The organism is Pseudoalteromonas sp. 20-92, assembly GCF_030847595.1.
GTDB classification, from domain to species: Bacteria; Pseudomonadota; Gammaproteobacteria; order Enterobacterales; family Alteromonadaceae; genus Pseudoalteromonas; species Pseudoalteromonas fuliginea.
On the sequence record NZ_JANJGQ010000020.1, the window covers coordinates 69,289 to 93,652 of the forward strand.

The 24,364-nt window shown below is 38.5% G+C and carries 25 protein-coding genes and 2 tRNA genes; 15 read left to right on the plus strand and 12 right to left on the minus strand.

Annotated elements, in window-relative coordinates; genetic code table 11:
* The first annotated feature begins 344 nt into the window (after window positions 1-344).
* Entirely contained in the window at window positions 345-1,139 is a 795-nt protein-coding gene (locus NRL14_RS15650) for a YggN family protein (protein WP_306725091.1), read from the plus strand.
* 237 nt (window positions 1,140-1,376) lie between these two features.
* Here NRL14_RS15650 and NRL14_RS15655 read toward each other — a convergent pair whose 3' ends face one another.
* Complete coding sequence (locus NRL14_RS15655) at window positions 1,377-2,819, minus strand: PLP-dependent aminotransferase family protein (protein WP_306725092.1); 1,443 nt, start codon at window positions 2,817-2,819, stop codon at window positions 1,377-1,379.
* Window positions 2,820-2,921: 102 nt separating this feature from the next.
* Here NRL14_RS15655 and NRL14_RS15660 point away from each other — a divergent pair, with 102 nt between their 5' ends.
* From NRL14_RS15660 to NRL14_RS15680, 5 genes are all read left to right on the plus strand, one after another.
* A complete protein-coding gene (locus tag NRL14_RS15660) occupies window positions 2,922-3,851 on the plus strand; it encodes a DMT family transporter (protein WP_306725093.1) in 930 nt (309 codons plus the stop codon).
* 528 nt (window positions 3,852-4,379) lie between these two features.
* Complete coding sequence (locus NRL14_RS15665; RefSeq protein WP_007377900.1) at window positions 4,380-4,520, plus strand: hypothetical protein; 141 nt, start codon at window positions 4,380-4,382, stop codon at window positions 4,518-4,520.
* Window positions 4,521-4,738: 218 nt separating this feature from the next.
* Window positions 4,739-4,829, plus strand: a tRNA-Ser gene (locus NRL14_RS15670).
* Between the two features lie 52 nt (window positions 4,830-4,881).
* Window positions 4,882-4,974: transfer RNA gene (locus NRL14_RS15675), tRNA-Ser, on the plus strand.
* Between the two features lie 307 nt (window positions 4,975-5,281).
* Window positions 5,282-5,770 (plus strand): DUF4124 domain-containing protein, encoded by a 489-nt coding sequence (locus NRL14_RS15680; protein WP_007377901.1) that lies wholly within the window; start codon window positions 5,282-5,284, stop codon window positions 5,768-5,770.
* On the opposite strand, the gene NRL14_RS15685 is transcribed toward NRL14_RS15680, so the two are convergent.
* Together NRL14_RS15685 and NRL14_RS15690 are read right to left on the minus strand one after the other, a co-directional pair.
* Window positions 5,754-6,878 carry an aminotransferase class V-fold PLP-dependent enzyme gene (locus NRL14_RS15685; RefSeq protein ID WP_306725094.1) on the minus strand — a complete coding sequence of 375 codons (1,125 nt, stop codon included), beginning with the start codon at window positions 6,876-6,878 and terminating at the stop codon, window positions 5,754-5,756. The two genes, NRL14_RS15680 and NRL14_RS15685, sit on opposite strands and share 17 nt — an antisense overlap.
* Before the next feature lies 1 nt (window position 6,879).
* On the minus strand, window positions 6,880-8,049 hold the full coding sequence (locus tag NRL14_RS15690) for a monodechloroaminopyrrolnitrin synthase PrnB family protein (protein ID WP_306725095.1): 1,170 nt from the start codon (window positions 8,047-8,049) through the stop codon (window positions 6,880-6,882).
* A gap of 136 nt (window positions 8,050-8,185) precedes the next feature.
* On the opposite strand from NRL14_RS15690, the gene NRL14_RS15695 reads away from it, so the two are divergent.
* The 4 genes from NRL14_RS15695 (at window position 8,186) to NRL14_RS15710 (ending at window position 13,947) form a co-directional block, all read left to right on the plus strand.
* Window positions 8,186-8,641: an Lrp/AsnC family transcriptional regulator gene (locus tag NRL14_RS15695; RefSeq protein ID WP_007377904.1), complete on the plus strand. Its 456-nt coding sequence runs from the start codon at window positions 8,186-8,188 to the stop codon at window positions 8,639-8,641.
* Window positions 8,642-8,714: 73 nt separating this feature from the next.
* Window positions 8,715-11,435: an ATP-binding protein gene (locus NRL14_RS15700; protein ID WP_306725096.1), complete on the plus strand. Its 2,721-nt coding sequence runs from the start codon at window positions 8,715-8,717 to the stop codon at window positions 11,433-11,435.
* On the plus strand, window positions 11,425-12,801 hold the full coding sequence (locus tag NRL14_RS15705) for a carboxylesterase (RefSeq protein WP_306725097.1): 1,377 nt from the start codon (window positions 11,425-11,427) through the stop codon (window positions 12,799-12,801). The genes NRL14_RS15700 and NRL14_RS15705 overlap by 11 nt, the downstream gene beginning before the upstream one ends.
* A 6-nt stretch (window positions 12,802-12,807) precedes the next feature.
* The gene (locus tag NRL14_RS15710; RefSeq protein WP_306725098.1) at window positions 12,808-13,947 is read left to right on the plus strand and encodes a GNAT family N-acetyltransferase; all 1,140 of its coding nucleotides are present in this window, start codon (window positions 12,808-12,810) and stop codon (window positions 13,945-13,947) included.
* On the opposite strand, the gene NRL14_RS15715 is transcribed toward NRL14_RS15710, so the two are convergent.
* Entirely contained in the window at window positions 13,924-14,514 is a 591-nt protein-coding gene (locus NRL14_RS15715) for a DUF938 domain-containing protein (protein ID WP_007377908.1), read from the minus strand. The two genes, NRL14_RS15710 and NRL14_RS15715, sit on opposite strands and share 24 nt — an antisense overlap.
* A gap of 200 nt (window positions 14,515-14,714) precedes the next feature.
* Here NRL14_RS15715 and NRL14_RS15720 point away from each other — a divergent pair, with 200 nt between their 5' ends.
* The 5 genes from NRL14_RS15720 (at window position 14,715) to NRL14_RS15740 (ending at window position 17,776) form a co-directional block, all read left to right on the plus strand.
* A complete protein-coding gene (locus NRL14_RS15720) occupies window positions 14,715-14,900 on the plus strand; it encodes a hypothetical protein (protein WP_007377909.1) in 186 nt (61 codons plus the stop codon).
* 101 nt (window positions 14,901-15,001) lie between these two features.
* Window positions 15,002-15,367, plus strand: a complete 366-nt coding sequence (locus NRL14_RS15725) for a hypothetical protein (RefSeq protein ID WP_232224816.1) — start codon at window positions 15,002-15,004, stop codon at window positions 15,365-15,367.
* An 11-nt stretch (window positions 15,368-15,378) separates the two neighbouring features.
* Window positions 15,379-16,755 carry a lyase family protein gene (locus NRL14_RS15730; RefSeq protein WP_306725099.1) on the plus strand — a complete coding sequence of 459 codons (1,377 nt, stop codon included), beginning with the start codon at window positions 15,379-15,381 and terminating at the stop codon, window positions 16,753-16,755.
* Window positions 16,756-16,839: 84 nt separating this feature from the next.
* The gene (locus NRL14_RS15735; RefSeq protein ID WP_306725100.1) at window positions 16,840-17,361 is read left to right on the plus strand and encodes a hypothetical protein; all 522 of its coding nucleotides are present in this window, start codon (window positions 16,840-16,842) and stop codon (window positions 17,359-17,361) included.
* 10 nt (window positions 17,362-17,371) lie between these two features.
* Window positions 17,372-17,776 (plus strand): hypothetical protein, encoded by a 405-nt coding sequence (locus tag NRL14_RS15740; RefSeq protein ID WP_007377913.1) that lies wholly within the window; start codon window positions 17,372-17,374, stop codon window positions 17,774-17,776.
* A gap of 19 nt (window positions 17,777-17,795) precedes the next feature.
* Here the strand turns inward: NRL14_RS15740 and NRL14_RS15745 are convergent, their stop codons facing one another.
* From NRL14_RS15745 to NRL14_RS15780, 8 genes are all read right to left on the minus strand, one after another.
* Window positions 17,796-17,981, minus strand: a complete 186-nt coding sequence (locus tag NRL14_RS15745; RefSeq protein WP_007377914.1) for a hypothetical protein — start codon at window positions 17,979-17,981, stop codon at window positions 17,796-17,798.
* A 15-nt stretch (window positions 17,982-17,996) separates the two neighbouring features.
* Window positions 17,997-18,317: a hypothetical protein gene (locus tag NRL14_RS15750; protein WP_007377915.1), complete on the minus strand. Its 321-nt coding sequence runs from the start codon at window positions 18,315-18,317 to the stop codon at window positions 17,997-17,999.
* Window positions 18,314-18,952, minus strand: coding sequence for a DUF4178 domain-containing protein (locus NRL14_RS15755; RefSeq protein ID WP_007377916.1), 639 nt, complete (start codon window positions 18,950-18,952; stop codon window positions 18,314-18,316). The genes NRL14_RS15750 and NRL14_RS15755 overlap by 4 nt, the downstream gene beginning before the upstream one ends.
* Before the next feature lie 74 nt (window positions 18,953-19,026).
* On the minus strand, window positions 19,027-19,719 hold the full coding sequence (locus tag NRL14_RS15760) for a PspA/IM30 family protein (protein ID WP_007377917.1): 693 nt from the start codon (window positions 19,717-19,719) through the stop codon (window positions 19,027-19,029).
* Window positions 19,720-19,743: 24 nt separating this feature from the next.
* Window positions 19,744-20,157 carry a YjfI family protein gene (locus tag NRL14_RS15765; RefSeq protein WP_004335098.1) on the minus strand — a complete coding sequence of 138 codons (414 nt, stop codon included), beginning with the start codon at window positions 20,155-20,157 and terminating at the stop codon, window positions 19,744-19,746.
* A 79-nt stretch (window positions 20,158-20,236) separates the two neighbouring features.
* Window positions 20,237-21,958 (minus strand): polyamine aminopropyltransferase, encoded by a 1,722-nt coding sequence (locus tag NRL14_RS15770; protein WP_306725101.1) that lies wholly within the window; start codon window positions 21,956-21,958, stop codon window positions 20,237-20,239.
* A gap of 3 nt (window positions 21,959-21,961) precedes the next feature.
* Window positions 21,962-22,861, minus strand: a complete 900-nt coding sequence (locus tag NRL14_RS15775) for a DUF350 domain-containing protein (RefSeq protein ID WP_306725102.1) — start codon at window positions 22,859-22,861, stop codon at window positions 21,962-21,964.
* A 25-nt stretch (window positions 22,862-22,886) separates the two neighbouring features.
* A complete protein-coding gene (locus tag NRL14_RS15780) occupies window positions 22,887-23,819 on the minus strand; it encodes a CHAD domain-containing protein (RefSeq protein ID WP_306725103.1) in 933 nt (310 codons plus the stop codon).
* Window positions 23,820-24,364: the final 545 nt, after the last annotated feature.

Below are 24,364 nucleotides of genomic sequence, written 5' to 3' on the forward strand. Positions count from 1 at the left end.
TCGCAATAGCCGGTAAATTAAAAATGTTTAACACCAAAATGCGCTGCAAATTAGCATCAAAATAAAGCCACGTGACTATCGTAAATAGTCTTCATGTCAGTAATGTGAATAAATAGCGTTAAATTTGAATTGTGGAAAGTGAGAGTTTTTTATCGTATCGATAAATATTGCTTATAGATTTGTAGAACTTAGTTAATTTGACTAAAAAATAGTTTATTTTTAACTTAACCCAACCTATTAAAAAGGCCTCGAACAAATTAACTTACTGTTTATTATAATAAAAAAATAATGGCATTAAACTTGTTATTAGTTAATAGTCATCAACAAAAAAGCAGAGAATACACATGAAAAAATTACTATTAGTTAGCGCATTAATTTGTACACCAGCAGCTATGGCTCATAACGACAACGATTCTGCAATTTCATTTAGCAGCGATGAATGTAACGTCGAATTTAAAAACGACGTACGTATTAAACCAAACGAATTAGAAATTTTTACTGCCAATAATAAAACCATGCTATTTAATACCCATGGTGACTTAACCGTAAATGGCGAATTTGTAGCACTTAATAACTCACAACGCGAAGCGCTAACCAAGTACTCTGATAGCTTACGCACTCAATTGCCTGAAGTAGCTAATATAGCGCTTGAGGGTGTTAAAATTGCCGGAGTAGCATTAGAAGAAGTAGGCAATGCATTTAATATTGAGGGCCTTGATAATATGTCAGAGCTTATGGACGACATTAAAATCGAAGTAGAAAACACATTTTACCAGCAAGGTACATTTGTGATGGGCCAACAAAGTTTTAATCAATTTGGCGAAAACTTTGAACAACAATTTGAGCAGCAGATAGAAACAGCGGTTGAATCAGCAGTGATGCAATCAATGGGCAGTATTTTAGTTGCTTTAGGTTCTGAGTTACTTGGTTCAGGCGGTGATATGGATGCCTTTGAACAACGTATGGAAAATATGGGCGCACAAATAGAAGAAAAAGTAGAGCTACATGCAAGCGCACTAGAAGAACGTGCTAACTCTTTATGTGGAAACTTTGCTGATATTGCAAAACAAGAAGAGCAATTAGTAATGCAAGTGCCAGAGCTTGAAGGTTACCAGTTATTTAGCTTTAAACAAAATTAGTATAGCAAACGTTATTTAACATCCCTTTGGCAGCACTTAAGTTTACTTAAATGCTGCTTTTTTGTGTTTCGCAAACTTATACCAACCTGCATAAATCTTTGATCAATTTAACGAATTAAATTGCACTATAACTTCGTTAAAAATTTTTATTTAGAACAACTAGATACAAAAACTTTTGCCTAGTTCTAGCGTAATTTTCTTAACGTTAAATAGACCCCATATATAAGCAGATTGGTATTACTTTTTAGCTAATAAAGTGAGCTTACCCAATGTAACTATTGCTTGCTCAATTTGCGCGCTCCATTGCACACCATAACTTAACCTGACGCAGCTTTTATATTTATTAGAGGCCGAAAAAACAAGCCCAGGGGTAATACTAATACCGACCTCAAGCGCAAGTAAAAACAATGTTTGGCTATCGTACTCGCCTCCTAAATCGAGCCACATTACGCAGCCTCCTTTTGGATTGCTTATACGTGTGTTTTTTGGCATTGCTTGTTGTAAGCACCATCGCATACGCTCTTTATTATCGCGCAAGCGCTGCCTAAGTACTTTTAAATTTCGGTCGTACTCGCCGCTGGCAATAAATTCAGATAACGTCCATTGGTTTATTAAAGAAGCAGAGCAACTTAGCGCTCTTTTATATCGCCTTGCTTGCGTTGCAAATTTACCCGCAACTAACCAGCCTACGCGATAGCTCGGCGCTGCCGTTTTAGAAAAAGATGAGCAACTAATCACTAATCCTTTTTTAGAGTACGCTAAAGCAGGTGTGCCTCGTTTTGCCGTAAAATATAAATCGCCGTATACGTCATCTTCAATAAGCACTACGTCATGACTTTCAAGTAGCTCCACCAGCTGCTGTCTATTTGTATCAGGCATAAAGCTGCCCACAGGGTTACTAATTGCAGTCGAGAATAAACACGCTTTTATGTCATGCTCATTTAAAGCGCGTTCCAAATCACTTAACCAAATACCATTATCTGGGCACAGTGGTATTTCGAGCGCTTTAAGCCCTAGGCTTTCTATTAACTCGATAATTCCGTGATAACAAGGCGTCTCAATAGCAACTACATCGCCAGGCTTTGTTACACATTTAAGCGCAATAGCCATGGCTTCTTGCGCACCATTGGTGATCACAAGCTCGTCCATATCAATGCCAATACCAAAATCTAAATAGTGATGCACCAATTGCTTTTTCAGCGGTACAAACCCATCTGTTGGCCCATAGTTAATGGCTTTACTGCCCGCAATTGTCATTACACGGCGCATGTTTCTGGCGAGTGCTTTATCGGTGGGTGCAGCAGCAATTGGATTAGCAATACCAAAAGGGACTACGTTAGCTTGATGAATCGCACTGTACACCTGCTCTATTAAGGCTTGTTTATTTACCACAACAGGCTCGCGACTTAATTTAACGCGCTTAGGCAAATTGCGCGCCATGCTAACGACTTTTAAAAAATATCCCGATTTTTCACGTGCTTCTACTAACCCCTGATCTTCAAGTACTTGATACGCTTGTTTTACGGTAGGGATACTTATGTTTAAGTTATCTGCCATTTTGCGCAGTGATGGAAGTTTTTCGCCAGGCAGTAAAACCTGTTGGGCACTCATATCTCTGATCAACTGAATAACTTGCTGATATAAAAACTCATGCCCTTGGCTATTTTTTTGTCTTATCATCACACACCAAATCTGTATAGGTTACATTTTTACTTTTCTGTATATGGTAAGTATACAGATAGGTCTTAAAATAGCCATTCAATCGGGCTTTGGAGAGTAACCATGAAAAGTGCAGCGCTATACATTACAACCGTTTTAATTTGGGGCTCAACTTGGTTAGCCATCGAATTTCAACTGGGCGATATTGCGGTAGAGTTATCGTTATTTTATCGCTTTGCTATTGCAGCGCTTTTAATGTGGTTATATGTAGCGTACAAAAAACCCGACATGCGATTTAAATTACTAGATCATGGCTTTTTTGTTTTATTAGCCATTTGTAATTTTGGATTAAACTATTTAATGCTTTACTGGGCGCAAAATTACTTAACCTCCGCAATGACCTCAATTGCCTTTTCAATGCTGCTGGTTATGAACATAGTCAACACTCGACTATTTTTTGGTAAGCCAATCTCAAAACGAATTTATACAGGTGCTGTACTCGCTGTGTTAGGTATTACGTGTCTGTTTTGGCCACAGTTACAGCAGTTCGACTTGAGTAATGGTGCGTTGGTCGGGTTACTACTTGCCCTTGGTGGCACCTTTGTGGCTTCATTAGGAAACATGGTAAGCGTTCGTAATTCTCGTAAGCAAATTGGTGTATTGCAAGGCAATGCATGGGGTATGTTATATAGTGCTATAGGCTTAGCTTTATATGTATTAATGAACGATGTGCAATTTAGTTTAAATGCTCCACCAAGTTACTGGTTATCACTACTTTACCTATCAATATTTGGCACCGTAATCGCTTTTGGGTGCTATTTTGCACTGCTAAGAAATATAGGCCCTGAAAAAGCCAGCTACGTTATTGTTTTATTTCCATTAGTGGCAGTAACACTGAGTAGCTTTTTTGAAGGCTTTGAATGGCATGCAAATACCTTTGCAGGATTTAGCCTAGTGCTATTAGGTAACGCCATTGTGCTTACCCCAACAAAACAAATTAATGCCTTTTTAGCAAATAGAGCAATAGCTAAAAGTGGCTCCGTCCCCAGTTAGACGCGTTATTTAACGCAACTAACGCAAAGCGCCTACAGTATGTAGGCGCTTTTTTATTACCAATATAGTGAAAAAAATAAACTCATCATTGCAGTGCCATTGACTCGTTATAATAAACGCCATCATCAATGAACAATTTCAAATAATTTAAGCTGTTTTTTGATTATATATTTACCCACATTAGTAATTATCAATAACAGCAACTTTACTGATATAAAACATAGCCGCAAAGCATGAAGAAAAACACTTTAATCAAAATAATTTAATCTGAATAATTAGTCAAAAAAAACAAAGTAAAATGCATAAAAAACCTAAACAAGCACACAAGCCTTGCAAATATAGAGCAATAGGTATTTTGTTTTTTAAATAACTATTCAAAACACTTATTTAAAAAGTAAAATAGAACGTATTTAAAAGCTTTTCACATCAAAATAACTAATGCTTCACACTCAATTTTTATCGTTGTATTTTTAATCAGTTAACGTGCAAAATGCACTCGATTTCAACAGACAAACTCGGAGCAAGGTAATGAATCCAATTAATACATTAAACCAAACGGCATCTGCGCACATTGCAGTTAAACCAACTAACCGTAAAGCAAAAATGTTAGCTAGACTTAACACTATTGGTAAAAGGTTAGCACTTAGCGGCGCAGCTCAATATAAATAATCACCCAACCATGATTATTTTTGCGGTGCAGCAAACACTCAACCACTAAATGAAGCCTCTTCTTTAGCTCCCACAGTTTGCTGCAACCTATTTATTATTCAAAAACTGCCTTAATTTCCATTTATTTACAAAAAAAACCTCATTTACGTACAAATATTAGGCAAACAGTCATTTTGCTATTTACACAGCGGTATCACCTAAGTATTATTCTGCGTCACGGAGAGATGGCAGAGTGGTCGAATGCACCGGTCTTGAAAACCGGCATGGGTTTATAGCCCATCTAGGGTTCAAATCCCTATCTCTCCACCATATTCTAATTGGTGGCTTTTTTTACTTCCATCAATACAACCGGTTATGCGTTGGAGAGGTGTCCGAGTGGCCGAAGGAGCTCCCCTGCTAAGGGAGTATAGAGTTTGTAGCTCTATCGAGGGTTCGAATCCCTCCCTCTCCACCATACTTAATTTAAACCACTTAATTGTGGTTTTTTTGTGCCTAAAATTTAACACCGATACTAAATTGGAAGGGTGAGAACCCTCGACAGGGTTCGACAAAATGTCTGGAACATTTTAGGCCGCTGCAAGCGTCGCGCAGCGATTGATTACATGGATGTAAGCAAGTCTATCCCTCCCTCTGGACCATACTTAATTTAAACCACTTAATTGTGGTTTTTTTGTGCCTAAAATTTATAAAAACTAAACAAATTGTGCCTTGTAATAACTTCGGGCATTATTAACACAACTTTAGCCACTTTAGGTTTAGCTATGATCCGATTCATATTGCTATCAGTTTGCGCGGCAGTTCCATTTTTTACCTTGGCACAAAGTACAACAGTGTATAAGTGTGTAATTAAGGGCGTTACTACCTTTAGCCAAACGCCTTGCGCTAAAGATGCACAAGTTATTACGCTTAAAGATATAAACGTAATTGAAGCATATAAAAGCTCTACGCCCGATAAAGGTATTAGCGACACCTCTGTGGATGACTACTTAGAGGTTCAGCAAATAGAGCGTGAAATAAAGCGTCTTGAGCTATCTATTGCACAAAGCCAAAAAGAATACGCAGCTAAAAAACAGCAAATAGATTACATGACTCAAGATAAAGCCAATCGTTTAGGCGCTTCGTCTATTGCTGATGCTATCGCAACTAAAACAAATTCGTTAAAGCAAGCTTACGACGCATCAATTAATCAAATGCAGCAAAAAATAGAGTCATTAAAACAAAGACAGCAGCAGCTTAGCCAAAACCCTTAAGTGCTCGTTTTACTATCGAAATAAACTGCTCAACGTCTTCTCGGGTATTATAAATATGTGGCGATACTCGTATCCCAAATTTACGAGCATCTACACTGACTTTCGCTTTATTAAGATCTGTAAGTAAATAGTCTTGCTGCTTGTTAAAAAATAAAATAACAGTCCCGCTGCATTTATCACTACCCATAGGTGATGCAACATATTCAGCTAGTTGCTCATGAATAAGCGTAAGCATAGCTAAATTATGATCCCTTACCTTGTGAGCAGTTAGTTCTGCAAAGTAATTAATGCTATTTGCAGCGATAATATAAGGCGCTACAGAAGGTGTTCCACCCCAAAACTTAAGCGCACTGCTGTTATATTCAAAATTATTAATATCGAACTCAAATGGATTTTGATGCGAAAACCACCCCACATCTTTAGGCTCACAGAACTTTATTTGGTTTTTGTTAACCCATAAATAAGCTGCACCTGGGCCACCACATAACCATTTGACGCTCGAGCCAATCATAAAGTCCGCATCGAGCACGCTTAAATCAAGCGGTATCACACCCGCTGACTGAGCAACATCAACTATTGATAAACTATTGGTTAATTTACTTATAGCTACAATATCGTATACCGGCGCCTGTACACCTGTATTTGAATACACATGACTTATAAAAACTAAATCGATGTCGGCGGTTATATAACGCTGCCAAACACCAATATCAGTTAGGTTTTCGTGCTCTGGTATAAACATAATTTGCGCACACTCTGGCAACGCTTTTTGCATTGCAAAACCCATGCTCGGAAAATCACTTTGCGCCATAAGCACTTTACAATTTTTTTGCTGTAATCGAGGGTGCGACATAAGCAACTTTGTTAAGCCACTTGATAAATTAACTTGAGGACAAAACTGCGAACTAGGCGCATTAAATAACTTACCAAGCGCGGTAGTAAATTGCTCAACTGCGGGCAGCCATTGTTGCCAAGGTTCTTTATTTGAGCTCTCCCACGGTAAAAAGTAGTGCTGTGCTAAATATTGCTGTGTATTTTTAAGAGGACGCCCTACCGAGTGGTTTAATAAATAACAGCCATCTGCCATACAAAAATCATTTTTAAGCATGCTATTTAACCCATTCTTTAAGTGTATTTAGATCGTCAAAACGTGTTTTTATATCGTCGCGTTTGGCACTGGCTCGCCTATCTCTTAATTTTTCGAGCGAATCAAGTAATACATGAAGCGGCGGACCACTTGCTGTTACCTTGCTCATATGCTGCTGTTGCATATTTTTTGAAGGCTGAGCAATAAATTTTTCAACCAATTGATTATGATGACCGACTGCGGTGTCGCCATGTAATTTACACACTTGAATAAATAACGTTGCGTGATTTTTAAACCAATCTGTATTTTTATATTGCTCTGCTTGTAAAAAGTCATCCATAAAGCTTTGCATACGCATGGCTTCTCGTAGGATTTGTTGATCTTCTGGCATCATATATAAAAACTTATCCACCAGCATTTGCGAGTAACTAGGCTCATTTGCGCTACAAAGCCCTAGTAACATATCAATCACGTTAATACCTGCAAAGTCACCAGCATTTGCACCTCTGTAAACCTCTTTACCTACACGGTACGGTTTATAATAAGGGCGAACACAGTTAAAAAAGCGATCTGTATCGAGCTCAGAATAAAGTGCATTATTTGACTCAATTACATCTATAAGCGCTTGTTTAGCTACTTTTAATAATTCACCACATAAGGGGTGTGAAATACCTAACGGCAATATTTTTAGTAAAGCATCACTTGCGCGTTTATAAGCCAAAATACCTTGGGTGTTGTAATCTATAAATAGCTTTTCATCGGGTAAATTAGTAAATCGTTTATAAATACCGTTAAGTGCTTTGTTATGAGTAGTTAAGTGGGCGGTAGCAAAACGAGGAGTCACGCCAATGGATGCACCTATATGCATAGCAAGCGCTGAGGCTTCAATTAGTGGAGAGGTAGTTTCTCTGCTTGGCTCAGTAATTTCATGGCGCCTACACGCCGCCATAAATAATCCTACGTTACCGAGTAAGTCAAAAGCGCTATCAAAGCCTTGATCTGTGTTTCCCTCGGCTAATAAATTGCTAATTAATGCGTTGCCTTCTTTTTCTAACTGTTGCTTTAAGGCCTCACCTATTCCTTCTACATTTGCTTTATCGGTTTGTTGCCAATAGAGCTGCTCAAGTTCACTATTTAAAGTGACAAATCCTGTTCGTATCCATTGATCGAAAATAGCGGTATGTGTGTTCATTGTTGTGCTCTATTATTTTTATAATTAAATGCTAACAGAGTTTAATGAGAGTAAAACGCCAAAAAAAATAGTAAAAACCATAATATTTAGCAATAATCACTACAAATATAAAGATAATTAATGAAAGCCGATAACTATGTTAGATAAAAAAGATCAGCAATTACTCATCGCACTGCAAAGCCAAGCCCGCATGTCAGTTTCAGACTTGGCTAGCAGCATTAATTTGTCTGATACACCTTGCTTAAGGCGTATAAAAAAGCTCGAACAAGAAAACATTATTACCGGCTACCACGCAGCTATAAATCCTAAAGCACTTAATCTTAATGTGCTGGTGTATGCGTTTGTGAGGCTAAGCCAAAACTCGGTAAGTGCTGCTGAGCAATTTGAACACCATGTAGAAAAATTACCACATGTATTAGAGTGTTGTGTAATATCAGGAAGCTATGATTATCTATTAAAAATTATTGCACACGATCTTGAGAGCTATGAGAGATTTGTAAAACATCAATTAGGTGGTTTAAGTTGCATTGCTAATATAGAATCAACTGTCGTGTTAAAGCAGTCATTTAGCAAAAAGCAGTTACCATTATAAAAATTCCGCAAATAACTTACTGTTAGCTATACTGATATTTAAAAAATGAGAATAATAATCGCTTGGACCTTATGTGAAAAATTTTAACTCAAAATATCACTCTTTTATTTTTTACATAATTTTTGCCTTTGCATACTTCTTAGTCGGCATTGCACTCACTAAACTTGCTTTTAACTCACAAATAATTCCTATTTGGTTACCCGCCGGTATTGCTTTAGTGGGGTGTTATATATGGTGGTGGCGATTTATTCTGCCATTATTTATAGCTTCTATAGCTTTTAATCTTAATGTTTTTAATAACTCAGTCCATGAAATGGTACTCATTGGCAACTCATTTAATGAGGCGATGTACATCTCTTTTGGTGTTGTAATACAGGCAATGGTAGGTGCGGCGCTTTTAAAATTTTGGTTGGGCCATCCGTTACGCTTTAAAAAACGCAAAAATATCATTTATTTTATTGTTGTAGTAGCCATTTTAGTGAGCTTAATTTCGGCTAATTGTGGTGTATTTGCACTGAGTGAATTCAACCCTGTTTACAGTATTGATAATCACTGGAGAAACGTTACTTACTGGTGGCTTGGCGATACTTTAGGCGTTTTAATTGCCACTCCATTGTTACTGTCTCTGCTACCACAAAAGTCGAATCAATATAATATATCTGTATTACCGACTCTTGCAGTATGTTCAGTTTTATTTGTCTCGGTTGCCGTTACAACTCAATTGTATGACCGAGAAAATCGTATCAATACGATTAAAATTGCTGAGCGTGAAGTTCACGTTATAGAAAATAGCTTATATAGGTACACAAATCGCAGTATTATTGCCGTGCAAAGTTTAGCGAGCCAAGTCCAATCATCATCGAAATTAAATCAGCAAGACTTTTATTCTTATGCAAGCCAGCTACTTAAACAACATTCATTTATTAAAGCTTTATCGTGGAATGTAAAAATAGACCAAGATCAGCGCAATGCTTTTACTGAAGAAATCTCAAATATTTATCATTTAGATATTGATATCGTAGGTAAACCACTTGAGGATAATGACCCTCTCGTTATTGTTAAATATATTGCACCTTTTAACGGTAATCAAAAAGCGATTGGATTTAATGTCTTTTCAAATTCAGATAGAAAAGCATCATTACTCAACCCTGCCATTAAATATTTACCTATTAGCACTAAAATAATCCAACTGGTGCAAACCAAAGAGCCAAGCCCAGCTTATTTATTATTTGCGCCTGTGCACTCTCAAAGTATGAGTGGAGAAAAAATTAAAGGCTATGCCACTGGTGTGTTTTTAGTGCGCAGTATGATTGAACAAGCTATTTCTGAGCAACAATCAGACATGTTCTCGATTGGTATTTATGAAGATATAAACGAGCCTCCATTTTATACTAATTACTCAAAGAACCTCGACCAAGCACAAGGCAGTCGCCCAATGTCGTTCAATGTCGACTTTGGTGGGCAACAATGGGTTGTAAAACTATCACTAAAAGAAAAGTTTTTATCACAGCACAATAGCCAACTCACTTTATTATTACTTATACTCCAAGTGGCCGTATGCTCATTAATTTTGATGGTATTACTACTATTTAATCAGCAGCAAATTGCGCTGACTCGCCAAGTAGCTGAGCGCACTTACTCTCTAGTACAAGCTAAAAAGCAATCTGATTTAGCTAACCAAGCTAAAAGTCAGTTTTTAGCGAATATGAGTCATGAAATACGTACGCCGTTAAATGCTGTAATTGGCTTTTCGTCTCTGGCGCGTAAAGAAGATAACGCAAATACACTCATTGGCTATTTGGATAAAATAAACTCATCATCAAAAAGCTTGTTAAACCTAATAAACGATATTCTCGATATATCAAAAATAGAATCACAACGCTTAGTTCTTGAATATATCCCATTTGATTTAAATGCACTTGTACAGCGTATTAATACCATGTTTGAACAAAGCGCTATAAATAAAGGCCTTGATTGGAAAATTAACTGTAAATTACCAGCCGACACATGGTTTATTGGCGATTCTATGCGGATAGAGCAAATACTGCTTAACTTATGTAGTAATGCTATTAAATTTACAAAAAAAGGCAGCGTTACACTAAATATCGATACCGAGTTTGTATCTACCAATGAAGTAAAAATAACAATTAACGTTGTTGATACTGGTATAGGCATTAAATCAAACCAACATAACAAACTGTTTAATGCGTTTACTCAGGCCGATAGCTCTACTTCACGGCAGTTTGGAGGGACTGGCCTTGGTTTAACCATCGCTAGAGAGCTGAGCCAATTAATGAACGCCCAAATAACGTTGCAAAGTGAATTAGAGCAGGGATCTACTTTCACATTTGAGATACAGCTAGAAACAACCGAGCCAGAAGAGCTCCCAACCATAACGACTGCAAATACCAATGCTGCATCTTTAAGTATTCTTGTTGCAGAGGATAATCCCGTAAATCAAATGGTCATTAAAGCAATGCTTGGGTCGCTAGGTATTGTACCGCACATTGTTGAAAATGGTGAGCTGGCGGTCAACATTGTAAAAGAACAACATTTTGACTTAGTGCTTATGGATTGCCAAATGCCCATAATGGATGGTTATAGAGCCACGGCACTGATCAGGCAATTTAAAACAGACGAAGAGCTCCCTATCATTGCTTTAACCGCCGACGTTATGCCTGAGGATAAAGCACATGCACAAGCAGTTGGATTTAACCAGCATCTTGCAAAACCGCTTGAACTCAGTAAGCTAACCGAGTGTCTTGTCCAATATGCAGAAGTTAATGAACAATAGTGGTTTAATTTTAAACATATTTTTTGGTTTTATTTTAAGTGTTTTTTCGCATATTGTTGTCGCTCAAAATTGTATATCGCAGGCGAGCGACTTCAAATTTATAACAAAAAGTAAGCAACAAGGCTTATTACGCTTTGAAAATGAGCACAATCACCAGCGTTTTAATTACCACGCCCTTTTACCATTCAATCATTACTTAGATTATGCGTATAAACATATAAATAAAGCCAATCCCCGTGCAAATATGCCATGCCCCGTTATTACACAAACGTATCAGCAATTAGTGACACAAGGTACGCGAAAATCAGACCCTACTATTGTAGATATTATTGCCCCTTTTGAGCTTACGCATCCAAGCAGTAATAAAGTTGCACTATTAATCCACGGGTTAACTGACTCACCCTTTACGTATCACGATTTAGCACAAGTGTATTATCAGCAAGGCTATACCGTGCGTACTATATTATTACCAGGGCATGGAAGTGCCGCAAGTGCTTTACTCAATGTAGAGGTTAGCCAATGGCAACAGGCAATACAATACGGTATTAAACGCTCGGTGCAAGACTTTGATGAGGTGATACTCGCAGGTTACTCTACCGGCGCAGCGTTACTTATTGATTACGCAACCAAGCACACTGTATCCCCTAAAATTAAAGCGCTTATGCTTTATTCGCCCGGTTCTGAGCCACATAATAAGTACGGCTGGATAGCAAAGTGGATTGATGCCATACCCTTTGTTAATTGGATAGATAAAGACGCCGATGTAGACTTTGCCAAATATGAATCATTTCCTTTAAATGCAGCTGCCGCGTCGTACGATGCAATGTCACTTGCAAGTATTAGTAGCTTAAACAAACGATCTGCACTTAAATTACCTATTTTTAGTGTACTTAGCGATATTGATACCACGATAGATACGCGTGCCACGCTAAAATTATTAAGTGCATTACACAAAGATAATTCAGTAAAATATAAGCCGCTCGATACTTTAGTACTTTATGGAAGCACTGATATTTTACCGCCAGACTTTGCTAGTGACTACACAGTAAATAATCCGCAATGCACAACACCTCAATGTAAAAAGGTTCATGGTATGTCGCATATTGCTGTTGTTAACTCACCGCAAAATCCACATTATGGAATTAACGCAACTTATCGCAATTGTGGCAGCTTTATTAACGACGAGTCCCTATATAAAACATGTAAAACAACTAAAAACCCACAACTAGGAGAGCGTACAAGCGCCAACTTAAAACACTATCCGGCTTTACAGCGCTTAACTTATAATCCTCATTTTACCGAGCTTAAAATGCAAATTAGTACGTTTATTAAAAACGTAGAACAGCTTAGAACAACTACAAGGTAAGTAGTCATGGGAACGTTTTCGCACCAATGGTTTAGCAGTATTAATGAGATTGATCAGGCGCAGTGGCAACGTTTATTTGGTGATGAACCATTTACTCAACATGCTTTTTTATATGCCCTTGAACAAAGCCAATGCGTAACACAAAAAAGCGGTTGGCAGCCCCATCACCTCGCTATTTTTGAAGATGATACGCTCATTGCGCTTGCACCTGGGTATTTAAAAAGTCATTCATACGGCGAGTACGTATTTGACTGGGCATGGGCTGAGGCATACGAAAAACACGGTTTAGAATATTATCCCAAATGGCTATCTGGCATTCCCTTTAGCCCTATTGAAGGCAAGCGTATTGCTATCGAGCACGCTAACCCTAATGCGGTGTATCAGTACATTACAGAGCAACTTAGCATACACAGTGCTGAGCAAATGTGGTCGGGTTGGCATGTTAACTTTTGCGACCAAGCCCAAGCAACATCATTAACTGAGCAACATGCCATGCTAAGAGTAGGTGTGCAATTTCAGTGGTTTAATAAAGGTTTTGAAACCTTTGACGATTTTTTGCAAATACTTAACTCACGAAAACGTAAGTCACTTAAAAAAGAGCGAGCTAAAATAGCGCAACAAAATATTGATATTGAATGGCTGCAAGGAACGCAAATTACGCCCGAGATAATGCAATTGTTTTGTGAGTTTTATCAGCGTACCTACTTAAAGCGATCTGGTCATTTAGGCTATTTAAATATGGAGTTTTTTACGCTTTTACATGCCTTAATGGCTAATAACCTCGTTATTATGCTGGCCAAAAGAGACGATAACGTGATTGCTGCAACACTCAGTTTAGTAGGTGAGAATACGCTTTATGGGCGCTACTGGGGAGCAAGTGAGGAAGTAGATTCGCTTCACTTTGAATTGTGTTATTACCAAGGTATTGAGTTTGCAATAAAGCATAAACTCAACTGTTTTCATTCGGGTGCACAAGGTGAGCACAAAATAGCACGCGGATTTGAACCCGTACTTACCTACTCTGCTCACCATATTGTTGATGGCGATTTCAGTAATGCAATAAGCGACTACTTAAAGCGTGAACGCGGCCATATTGATATATATAAAGAGCAATGTAGCTCATTACTGCCGTTTAAAAACGAGTAACTGATTATTTGCAGGCATGGCAGTATCGCTAATAAGCGTAAGCCCTGCTTGCTTAGCTAGTTGTTCAACTGCTTCAAAATCTCTTATTCCACTTAACGGATCGCGCTCTGTTAAAAAGGCACTAAAGTCATCATTACTTGGGCTGGTAAATTCATCTTGGTATTTGAATGGCCCATAAATACACAACATACCGTCGCTATTTAAGTGACGTTTAACACCGTCAAAAAAACGTTCAACTAATTGCCAACTTACAATATGAAATGTGTTTGCAGTATAAATGGCGTCAACCTTATCTATTGGCCACTCATTATTTAAATCAAGCTCAAGTGGTGCATGTAAATTAGTTAAATTAGCTTCGTGGTGCCATAAATTAATCCCTTCGTGGTTTATAGCGCGATCACTTGTATGCCATTGTAAATGTGGTAATTGTTCTGCAAAAAACACACTATGTTGGCCGGTTCCTGAGCCTATTTCAAGCAATACTTTCGTTTTATTAAGTACCTGAGTAAGCACTTTTAAAATAGGCTTTTTGTTATTTTCGCAAGCTTGTGAGAAAGGTTTAGCCATTACTTTGCACCAAATGAGAAGCATATTGCACAACAATATCGCAAATTGCTAATTTTGGGTAACTAAAATTGTATCGAGTATTTATAAAGACTATTAAATTCATAACTCTACAACTAATTTAAGGCAGTGGTATGTATTATGCTTTAGTTATATTAACCCTTACTTGGGTTAATTTATGATTTAATTAATAGGAAAATATTATGCATACTCCCTCTTATACAGCTGTAGATGCAGCTGTTGCTATAATTGAAAAAACCACCGACGATCATAGTTATGCCGTTGATATGAGAGCTACAGTAATCGATTTACTTTCGCATCCTAAACATAATCAAAAGGCGATAACAAAACATGAAACAGATCAGATATTTATTCTTGGCTACAATTAAAACTCAAATTAATATCGCAAATAATTTTAATAATAACTGTTTACACTGAAACCGATTAAATGTAATGATAACTATTATCGTTAACTTGAGTCGGTTTTTTTATGTCTTCAAATCATGCACAGCATCGCTACCATCAAGAACTCTCTTGCCATTGCTTAAGACCCGGCCTGCATGCACCCATGCTCGTTGCCAATTACATAGAAACCGCCCTAAACGTCGCCAAAAACTTTGAACAACAGCGAAATCCTTTGCTTCAAGAGTTTTATCTTAGGCGCACACACCATGAAATTATGAACAAAATGTGCGACCCTCTTATCCATAATGCTATTCGTAAACAATGTTTAGAGCAGTTATACAAACCTTTATTAGCACTAAAACGGTTTTATAAAGTGCATAACAATACTGCACAATTTTTAATACTTGAGCGTGAAGCTCGTATTCTTAGTCACGAATTCAACCCTTTTTAAGGAGCACACTTATGAGCAACTTTAGAACAGAATCAGACAGCATGGGCGAGCTACAAGTACCTACTCATGCGCTCTATCAGGCGCAAACACAGCGAGCGGTTAATAACTTTGCAATTAGTGGCTTACCTATGCCAAAGCAATTTATCACTGCGCTGGCTTATATAAAGCAAGCCGCTGCACAAAGTAACTGCGAGCTTGGACATTTAAGCAAAGCTAAAGCAAATGCTATTGAGCAAGCTTGTCAAAGTATTATTGATGGCGAATATGTTGAGCATTTCCCCGTTGATATTTTTCAAACAGGTTCTGGCACAAGCTCAAATATGAATGCCAACGAAGTTATTGCAACACTTGCTAGCCGATTGGGCAATGAAAACATTCACCCTAATGATGATGTAAACATGGGGCAAAGCTCTAACGATGTAGTTCCTACCGCTATCGCACTCAGTAGTGCAATAAATGTAGTGTATGAATTACTTCCTTCGCTTGAAAACTTATCGCAAAGCCTAGAAAATAAAAAAGCTGAGGTAGGCCATATAGTTAAAACGGGCCGTACGCATTTAATGGATGCAATGCCTGTTACATTTAATCAAACACTAAGTGCATGGCAGTCACAAGTTAATCATGCTGCAGCAGGAATTAGACATAGCTTAGAGCATGTATGCGAACTTGCACAAGGTGGTACAGCGGTTGGAACAGGAATAAATGCAGACCCTAAGTTTGCAGCAAAATTTACAGAAAACCTAAGTGCTAATGTAGGCATTAGATTTACGCCTAGCAGTAACTTTTTTTATAACATAGGTTCACAAGACGCCATAGTTGCGCTTTCGGGGCAATTAAAAGTACTCGCTGTAGCACAAATGAAAATAGCAAACGACTTACGCTGGATGAACTCAGGACCACTAGCGGGCCTTGGTGAAATAGAGCTTGAAGCATTGCAACCAGGCTCGTCTATTATGCCTGGTAAAGTAAACCCAGTAATACCAGAAGCCGCTGCAATGGTAAGTGCACAAGTAATAGGTAACGATGCCACCATTACAGTGGCAGGCCAAGCGGGTAATTTTGAGCTGAACGTTATGCTGCCAGTCATTGCTTATAATATTTTACAAAGTATAGAATTACTTGCCAATAGCGCGCAAGCATTGGGCGATAAAGCCATTGCCAGCTTTAAGGTAAATCAGCCTAATATAGATAAAGCGCTCGCTAAAAACCCAATTTTGGTAACTGCGCTCAATCCTGTGATCGGTTATGAAAAAGCAGCAAAAATAGCAAAGCAGGCTTATAAAGAAGCCCGCCCTATTATTGATGTAGCCGAACAAGAAACCGATTTACCACGCAGTGAACTCGAAAAGCTACTTAATCCCACCAAACTAACGCAGGGCGGACTTTAATTACTTGATTATATAGTTTTTATTGCCGTAAAAAATGCACAGTGTATGATAGTGATGAATATTTCATCACTATCAAGGTTTATTATGCGTACCCCATTGTTAGCCATACTTTTACCTCTTTGTTTAACTGCATGCTTAGATAAAACACCAGCTGAAACAGATCAAGTAACAGTCACCTCTGAAACTGAAACATCAAAGCCAGTACTTCAAAAATTACAAGAGAGTACTAAAACACAAAACAAATCAGTTGCTGAAAAAATCCCGAAACCCGATTTAAAAGAAGTTTCAATAGAAGATATCAGAGCAGCTAAAACCGAGTTAAATACACTTATTGCAGACACGCAATGTGATACAAGCACGCAATGTAGGGTAAATGCAGTGGGTAGCCGCGCATGTGGTGGACCGAGTAGTTTTATTGTGTATTCAACAAAATCAGTGTCTGAAGAGCAAGTAACAGCCTTAAGTGATAAAGTTACAAAGCTTGAAAGTAACTATAATGCACAAAAAGGGATGATGAGTATTTGTCAGCATTTAACAACGCCAAGCACGCAGTGTGTTGAAAATAAATGTGTTAAACTTGAAGGTTCAGCGGTAAGTGCATTTTAAGGATAACGTTATGAGTTGTTTATCATCGGCAATTAAACTATCAATTTTAAGCGTTGCTAGCAGCATTTTATTACTAAGTGGTTGTGCTAGCACAATAACGTCAAGCAATGAACAAAGTAAAAACTTGTCTGACTTAAACTATGAGCTGAATGACATGGTGAGTGATAATAGCTGCACCGCTAGCTTTCAGTGCAAAGTGCTTGAAGTTGGCGCCCGCGCATGCGGTGGACCGAGTAAATATGTTGTTTACTCAACACTTAACACCCCGCAAGAAAAAGCTGAAAATATTGCGCAACTCATAACAAAGCAAGAAAAAATAAAAAATGCAGCACAAGGCTTAACCGATTGCTCCCCTGTACTTGAAGTACAATCGCTGTGTATTAATCAGCAATGTCAGTCGTTTGATATAAAGTAAATCAAACTTAATTTCAGCGTTAACTTAAATACGGAATTAACGCTGAAATTACTACCACCAGTATCACGCAAATACCTGCTTTTATAATGTACTTCATGGGCATTGTTTTAAGCACCCAATACGCATAAATAAAACGTACAAAATAACTCGCCGCTGTACCAAACAACGCAAAAATAATTAAGTAAGCAATTAAAATAATATTCATAATAATCTAGTGTAACTACTTAGTTTTTTTAGTGTGAGCAATTAGTAAGTCAGCTACTTGTTGTTTTACGGCTCGCTTATCATCACTTGAGACATCAAAGCGACTGGCTAGTTGCGCTATTTCATCATCATTTAAGTTAAACGATAAACGTTGACGTGTTTTTTTAGACTTTACGTCTAAGCCAAGTATTTTTCGGATCATATCTGACGGCGTTAGCTCTTGGTCTATAGCTTGCTTTTTTATCAGCTTTTGAACTTCACTGCTTAGATCAAATGCCATTTGCGTGGCACGTACAGCTTGTTCCTGACGTAACCACTTGTCTTTAGCATCACTCACTTAGCATCTCCGGGAAACAAGTCTACAATGTCTGACATTGGACGCATGAGCGTTAGCGATACTTCGGTTTCGCCGCCATCCCAAATTTCGATATTTAAACCAAAGCCTTCATTATCTGACGCTAAGCAAATCATTTCACATGGCTCACCACCTTCTTGCTCATAACGAGGCAAAGTTTGGTTGCGGTAATCTTTATTATGGAAATAACACACATAAGGCGACTCGCTTTGTTGATAGCTTTTAGCTAAAAACTGCATAAAGCGCTCTGGTGTATTTTGCACTGTAATGTGGGTTAACGACTCTTCATCAAAAATACGCGCAAACTCATCAAGGCCAAATATCTCCTCAACTTCGTTGCGCTGAATTTTAATAGAAAAGTTAGCCCACTCCTCGCCGTCATCTTGCTCAATTTGTAAAAATACAACTTGGCCGCTGTTTGTCTCAAGTACAAATTCAGTATCGCTACTGTGCTGATATTGGTAAGTCTGAATACCAGTAACACGTAGCGTTTCACCTTTTAGCCATGCCGGATAAGCAAAGGAGTCGATAACGCTAAACATGTCGCCTTTTTTAAGCTCGCTCGGATGATTAAGCTGACGCTCTGGCTCTTTTTTAGATTTGAAAAAATTAAACATAGGAAGGCTGCCTTCTAAGCAAAAAAGGTAACTGAGCAAAACTCGGTTACCTTTTTAAAGTATAAACGTAATGGTTAGCTATTTTGCTTCGCTTTGATGCGAGCTAAAATATCAGCGCTTTTTGGACTTGTGTCGCCAATGCCTGCTTCAGCCATTTTTGCTTTTAAGTCATCGCCATTTACGTCTGACTCAAGTTGTTTTGCAGCACCTAGCTGGTCGCTACGATCTTGTTGACGCTGTTTAATGCGTTCAAGTGATTGACGAGCCGATGTCATAGACGAGCTGTTTGTATTAAGCGTGCTGTTAACAGCCATTGTTGCTTGCTGTACGCTTTCAGTGGTTTTAACCATTGTAAGCTGGCGCTGATTCTCTTTAATCGATTTTTCAGCATCTTTAACTTGCTGCTTGAGCGTAACAATGTGATTGCTAAAGCCAGATAATACTTGCTCGTTTTCAGCTTTTTCAGCTTCAAAGTCACCAATTTTTTCTGCAATTTCTAATGCTAACGCTTCGTTGCCCTTTTCAAGAGCTTGGCCTGCATACGCTTCATGTTCAGCGATTGATGCATCTACAGCGCTAATTTTACGCTTAGTTTGCATTTCTTTAGCCATTACTTCAGTAAGGCTTTTTTTAGCACGGTGAAGTGCATTTTGCGCGTCTGCAATTTCTTGCTCAAAAATACGGATACCATTTTTGTCTACAATTGCTTCGCCTGCTTCACGAGCGCCGCCACGTACTGCTGTAAATAATTTTTTTAAAATACTCATAATCTTAACTCCACTAACTAGCTATTAATCGTTTAAATACAAGGTCACGGCTTCTAGTGCGTCAATAGCGTTATCGGCTAATGTCACTAGTTCGTGGGTAACGTCATCTAATGATGAATTTACCGACAGTGCACCAAAAATCGCGTATTTGTTATCGATTTTAGCAAATGCACTCAGTGGAATTGGCACGTTTAAACGTAGTAATGTTTCGTTTAACTCGTTGCGTAATTCACTCTTAACTTCATCTTCGTCAAACAAGTAGCTAATACATAACAACTGCTCTTGCGTTTGTGTAACAAAAATTGGAAGTTCATCATTTCCATCAACAATGACTTGTAAAACATCTTGCTCGCCTGGGTTGGCAATCAAGAAAGACTCAAAGTTAGCGCCTTCAGTTTCAAAAGAAGCTAATTTTATTGAAAGTTCATTTAATTCCATGTCTCTGCCTTTTGTCGTTTGACATATTATGTCTGAGTTAAGATTCTCACGGCCGACATATTATGTCAACCATATTTTGTTAGTTTTTATACAATTCGCTTTCTATTTGCCATGCAGTTCGGTAGTAATCATACAACTGACCAGATCCTAACCTATTGACCTCAATATTTTTAACTTGTTCAAAGTAGTGGTTAGGAAATACAAAGCTTGCCAATAAATATTCTTTACTAATCCACCTTGATGGCACAGGCATAGCCGTCGCATCATTAATACGGCCACTGGCCGACTGCCCCATTTTAGTGGCTATAGTCCAGCCCCACTGCCCAAACGAAGGTATGTTTTGCTGATACTGCTCAACATACTCAAACCCTGCGGCTTTAACTGTTTTTGCAATGCTTAAAAACGCTTTTTTAGCATGATAAGGTGAAGTTGATTGAACCGCCATTGCGCCATCGGGTGCTAATAACTGCCGTACATGATTATAAAAGTAGTCACTGTACATTTTATTTAGATCAGGGTGATTTGGGTCAGGTAAATCAATTAAAATAGTGTCGAACTGCTTAGATTGATCAAGCAGCTTTTCAACTTCTAAAAATGCATCACCCACAATTATGTTGGCTCGCGAGTCTTGCATCGATTTATTGTTTAGCTGTAGTAATCGCTTATTGATGTGCTCTGGCGGCGTAAAGTCACCGTCTTTATGACCAAATAAATTGAGTAGTTGCGCGTCTAAATCTATTAGCGTTACTTCACTCACAGGCCATTTTAAAACATCTCTAAGTGCAAGCCCGTCACCACCACCAATTATTAATACACGGTCGTGTCTGTTAGAGGCAAGCATTGCAGGGTAAACCAGCATTGAATGATATATTTGCTCATCAATACTTGAGAACTGCAAACGCCCATTTAAATATAAATCGGTAATTGGCTGAGGTTGGTTTTTGCTTAATCTTTCGGTTAAAACTACATGTTGGTATTTAGTTGCTTGCGAATAAATTACTTTATCTTTGTATAAAACATTACTTAGATTGTTCATCCAGCTACTGCCAAATACTAAAATAAAGCCAAACAATGCCAACAGTACTATATGGCAAACTAAAAGTGCCTTAGCAAAGCGCACATGGGTGTGGTAGCGCCATAAAAACGCGAGCCCTGCGATGATATTAAATAACGCAGTCCACGCTGCAGCTTCCATTATAGGCATTGAGAGCATGATACTTACCCAAATGGCGGCACCAATACCAGCACCAATATAATCGGCACCATAAATAGTCCCAGCGTTGTTTTCTAAAAAACGACCATAAACATGCTGACGAATACGCGCTATAAGCGGTATTTCCATACCAATAAATAAGCCCAGTATTAAACCAAAAACATAAGGTAGAAAACGTGACCACTCTTGTAGCTTTTGAAATACATAACCATTAAGTACAACATCTGGGGGTAAATTAAAAATGCTCGAAAATAAATGAGGAAGAGAATAACTTACAGCGATTACACCCGCTATCGCTAAAATGCAGCCCATGCCAACCAAAGCAATAATGCTTTCTAGCCAAGCAAAAGCGGTAAATGCATCTTTAAACCAGCGCGCTAAAAAAGCGCCTAAGCCCATTGCTACAATCATAGTACCGATCATGGCGTAAATAGCGCTTTCTACTGAGCCAAGTACACGGCCCGCATAATGAGACAGTAAGTATTCATAAATAAGGCCGCACCCAGCAAGCACGGCCATAACAGTAATTAGTAATATATCGTGCCCAAGTAAGCGAGACTTACTTGGGGGAGTGTTGGTTGATGACACTGATTATGCGCCTAGTAAGGTTGCCATAGTGATACCTACAGCAAATGATACTGCTGCAGAAATAGCTGCTACACCTACATTTTTTTGACGATTAACTTCATCGGAAATATCGCAACCAGATAAAATTATTTTAATTGTCACTAAGTGCAAAATAATAAATGCGACAAGGCTCACAACAGCGCTAATAGCCCAGTATAGTAAACTCGCATTAATATTATCAGCAGCGTATGGCGCAACACCCGTTGCAGCTGTAATAGCTAATGCACTACCTATTAAAAATCCAGCGTAACGAATACCCACAGCTAAGTTACCATCAACAATTGCTTGTTGTAGGCAGTCGCCACTTTTGTTTGTACGCTTAAATAACTGCACTCGGTATTGGCTAACAAGTAGTAATACAACACTACCTATAATAAAGGCAGCAATTACAATTGGAAGACCATGCCAGCCATCAGTAGCCACCCATAAAAGTGCTGAGCGAATAACGATGGCAACGCTAACAACATGACCAAAATCAATTATTGAAGCTGTAACGTTACCTTTAACTATTTCGTTGTGCAGGCTTACTTTACGAAGCGCTACTTTATCTTGGAAAAAGTGGCCCAACTTAATAAGTACAATAGCTAATGCGCCGTAAGCTAACATTTGCAGTGCTTCTTGTTGCAGTGTTGCAGCAAAAGCACCACTACTTACACCTGTTAATACAATCGCCAGTGCCACTAAACCAGCGGCAAAGCTAATACCAAAAGCAAAGTTATCACGCTCTGTTATTTCATCATTTGCGTGTAAGTTTGAAACCCAGCCTTTTATATATTTAAGGCTTACAAATAATAAAACAATAATTGCAAAATCAATCGCCAACGCTTGTAGCGACCACATAGTTATTCCATTAAATTCATACATATTATTCTAACTCCAACTTATTCTTTTACTTACCACGGCTCACGCCACGAGAGGTTCTGCTACCGCTATCACGCACCGTTCCTGAGCTATTGCTATAACTGCTAGAACGAGAATAACTACTGCGGCTTTTTGGTGGCGTATAACTACTACGGCTTAAACCGGATGCACCTGTTTTTTTACTCGCATAAGGGCTTGTAAACTGCTTACCTTGGCGTTGGTATGTTTGGCGCGTGCGTGTTTCTAGCGCGCTTTGGGTTTTAATTTGTTTAGGGCTTGAATAACGCGAACGGCCATAGTCATTGTAATAACTATACTTTCGGCGCTTACTCCAGCTTCCATATTCAACACGATCAAATACATCACCTAAAATACGGTACATCCCGTACCATTGCCAAAAGCTAATACCGTTACTATTTGATTGCCAGTTACCATAGTTAGGGTTACCTACCATTTGGTTACCAACACCCTCACCTTCAGCTTGCTTACTAATTGCGCCTACACGCGCTAAAGTGCCTTTGGACATATCAGCTAGCATATTAATAGGATCGGTTAGCGCATCAGAAAATAGCGTAGGTTTAGACGCATCACGCAACAAATCAATGCTATGCAACGTATCTTCGTAAGGAGGAATTAAGTAAGTTCCTTTAATATCTTTAAGTCGCTGTGTTAAACCACTATAAAGTGCACCTTGGCGCGTTGCATCAAGGGTAATTACATCAACAACTTTTGTAAGCTCTGGTTGTTGTTTTTTAAGAAGCTCGCCATATTCTTTAAGTAATATAGCATTGCGCACACTCCCATTATCGAGTGCAGTACCAAGCTGAGACAGCTCCGTATCAGCCTTTTTAATAGACTCTTGAATTGTTTGTTGCAGCTGCTCTTCTTTAGATTGACAACCCATAAGCACTGCGAACAAACAAAACAGGCTTATAAGTTTCCAAGCTTTAATATTCGACATTCATGTCACCTGATTTACTAAATTAACGCAGCTAGTTTTACACAGGTCACTTATTAAACCAAGAATGAAATTGCAACAAAGTGAGAAGAAACTAACATCTCTATAATCAGTGTATGATTTAGTGAAAATATGAAGCTATATAATGAGGTTCGAATTGAAGTACCTCTTTATAAAAAGGTACTTACGGTGATCTTAGTGTCGGGAGTCGCTGCGCTCACCCGACCTACGTGATGGGTGTTGATGTGAGCGTGTGTTAATTGCGCGAATTTCACTTTTCTGTAGACGTAAAAAAGCCCGACTATTTCTAGTCGGGCTTTCTACAATTTGAAGTCAGCGCGCTACGCAGTAGAATGTCATGGTACCCACAGCGGTGGAGAGCCACAGTGAAATGCTACACTATCTTTGTGTCGGGAGTCGCTGCGCTCGCCCTACGTGATAGCTGTTGAATAAGTGCGCATTAATTATCCGCATTTCACTTTTCTGCAGACGTAAAAAAGCCCGAATCGTTAGATTCGGGCTCTCTACAATTTGAAGCCTGGTAATGT

Bases quoted from the DNA above. Each gene is read 5' to 3' on its own strand.
- NRL14_RS15650 (WP_306725091.1), top strand. From the start codon at position 345: ATGAAAAAATTACTATTAGTTAGCGCATTAATTTGTACACCAGCAGCT.
- NRL14_RS15655 (WP_306725092.1), bottom strand. From the start codon at position 2,819: ATGATAAGACAAAAAAATAGCCAAGGGCATGAGTTTTTATATCAGCAA.
- NRL14_RS15660 (WP_306725093.1), top strand. From the start codon at position 2,922: ATGAAAAGTGCAGCGCTATACATTACAACCGTTTTAATTTGGGGCTCA.
- NRL14_RS15665 (WP_007377900.1), top strand. From the start codon at position 4,380: ATGAATCCAATTAATACATTAAACCAAACGGCATCTGCGCACATTGCA.
- NRL14_RS15680 (WP_007377901.1), top strand. From the start codon at position 5,282: ATGATCCGATTCATATTGCTATCAGTTTGCGCGGCAGTTCCATTTTTT.
- NRL14_RS15685 (WP_306725094.1), bottom strand. From the start codon at position 6,878: ATGCTTAAAAATGATTTTTGTATGGCAGATGGCTGTTATTTATTAAAC.
- NRL14_RS15690 (WP_306725095.1), bottom strand. From the start codon at position 8,049: ATGAACACACATACCGCTATTTTCGATCAATGGATACGAACAGGATTT.
- NRL14_RS15695 (WP_007377904.1), top strand. From the start codon at position 8,186: ATGTTAGATAAAAAAGATCAGCAATTACTCATCGCACTGCAAAGCCAA.
- NRL14_RS15705 (WP_306725097.1), top strand. From the start codon at position 11,425: ATGAACAATAGTGGTTTAATTTTAAACATATTTTTTGGTTTTATTTTA.
- NRL14_RS15710 (WP_306725098.1), top strand. From the start codon at position 12,808: ATGGGAACGTTTTCGCACCAATGGTTTAGCAGTATTAATGAGATTGAT.
- NRL14_RS15715 (WP_007377908.1), bottom strand. From the start codon at position 14,514: ATGGCTAAACCTTTCTCACAAGCTTGCGAAAATAACAAAAAGCCTATT.
- NRL14_RS15720 (WP_007377909.1), top strand. From the start codon at position 14,715: ATGCATACTCCCTCTTATACAGCTGTAGATGCAGCTGTTGCTATAATT.
- NRL14_RS15725 (WP_232224816.1), top strand. From the start codon at position 15,002: ATGTCTTCAAATCATGCACAGCATCGCTACCATCAAGAACTCTCTTGC.
- NRL14_RS15730 (WP_306725099.1), top strand. From the start codon at position 15,379: ATGAGCAACTTTAGAACAGAATCAGACAGCATGGGCGAGCTACAAGTA.
- NRL14_RS15735 (WP_306725100.1), top strand. From the start codon at position 16,840: ATGCGTACCCCATTGTTAGCCATACTTTTACCTCTTTGTTTAACTGCA.
- NRL14_RS15740 (WP_007377913.1), top strand. From the start codon at position 17,372: ATGAGTTGTTTATCATCGGCAATTAAACTATCAATTTTAAGCGTTGCT.
- NRL14_RS15745 (WP_007377914.1), bottom strand. From the start codon at position 17,981: ATGAATATTATTTTAATTGCTTACTTAATTATTTTTGCGTTGTTTGGT.
- NRL14_RS15755 (WP_007377916.1), bottom strand. From the start codon at position 18,952: ATGTTTAATTTTTTCAAATCTAAAAAAGAGCCAGAGCGTCAGCTTAAT.
- NRL14_RS15760 (WP_007377917.1), bottom strand. From the start codon at position 19,719: ATGAGTATTTTAAAAAAATTATTTACAGCAGTACGTGGCGGCGCTCGT.
- NRL14_RS15765 (WP_004335098.1), bottom strand. From the start codon at position 20,157: ATGGAATTAAATGAACTTTCAATAAAATTAGCTTCTTTTGAAACTGAA.
- NRL14_RS15775 (WP_306725102.1), bottom strand. From the start codon at position 22,861: ATGTATGAATTTAATGGAATAACTATGTGGTCGCTACAAGCGTTGGCG.
- NRL14_RS15780 (WP_306725103.1), bottom strand. From the start codon at position 23,819: ATGTCGAATATTAAAGCTTGGAAACTTATAAGCCTGTTTTGTTTGTTC.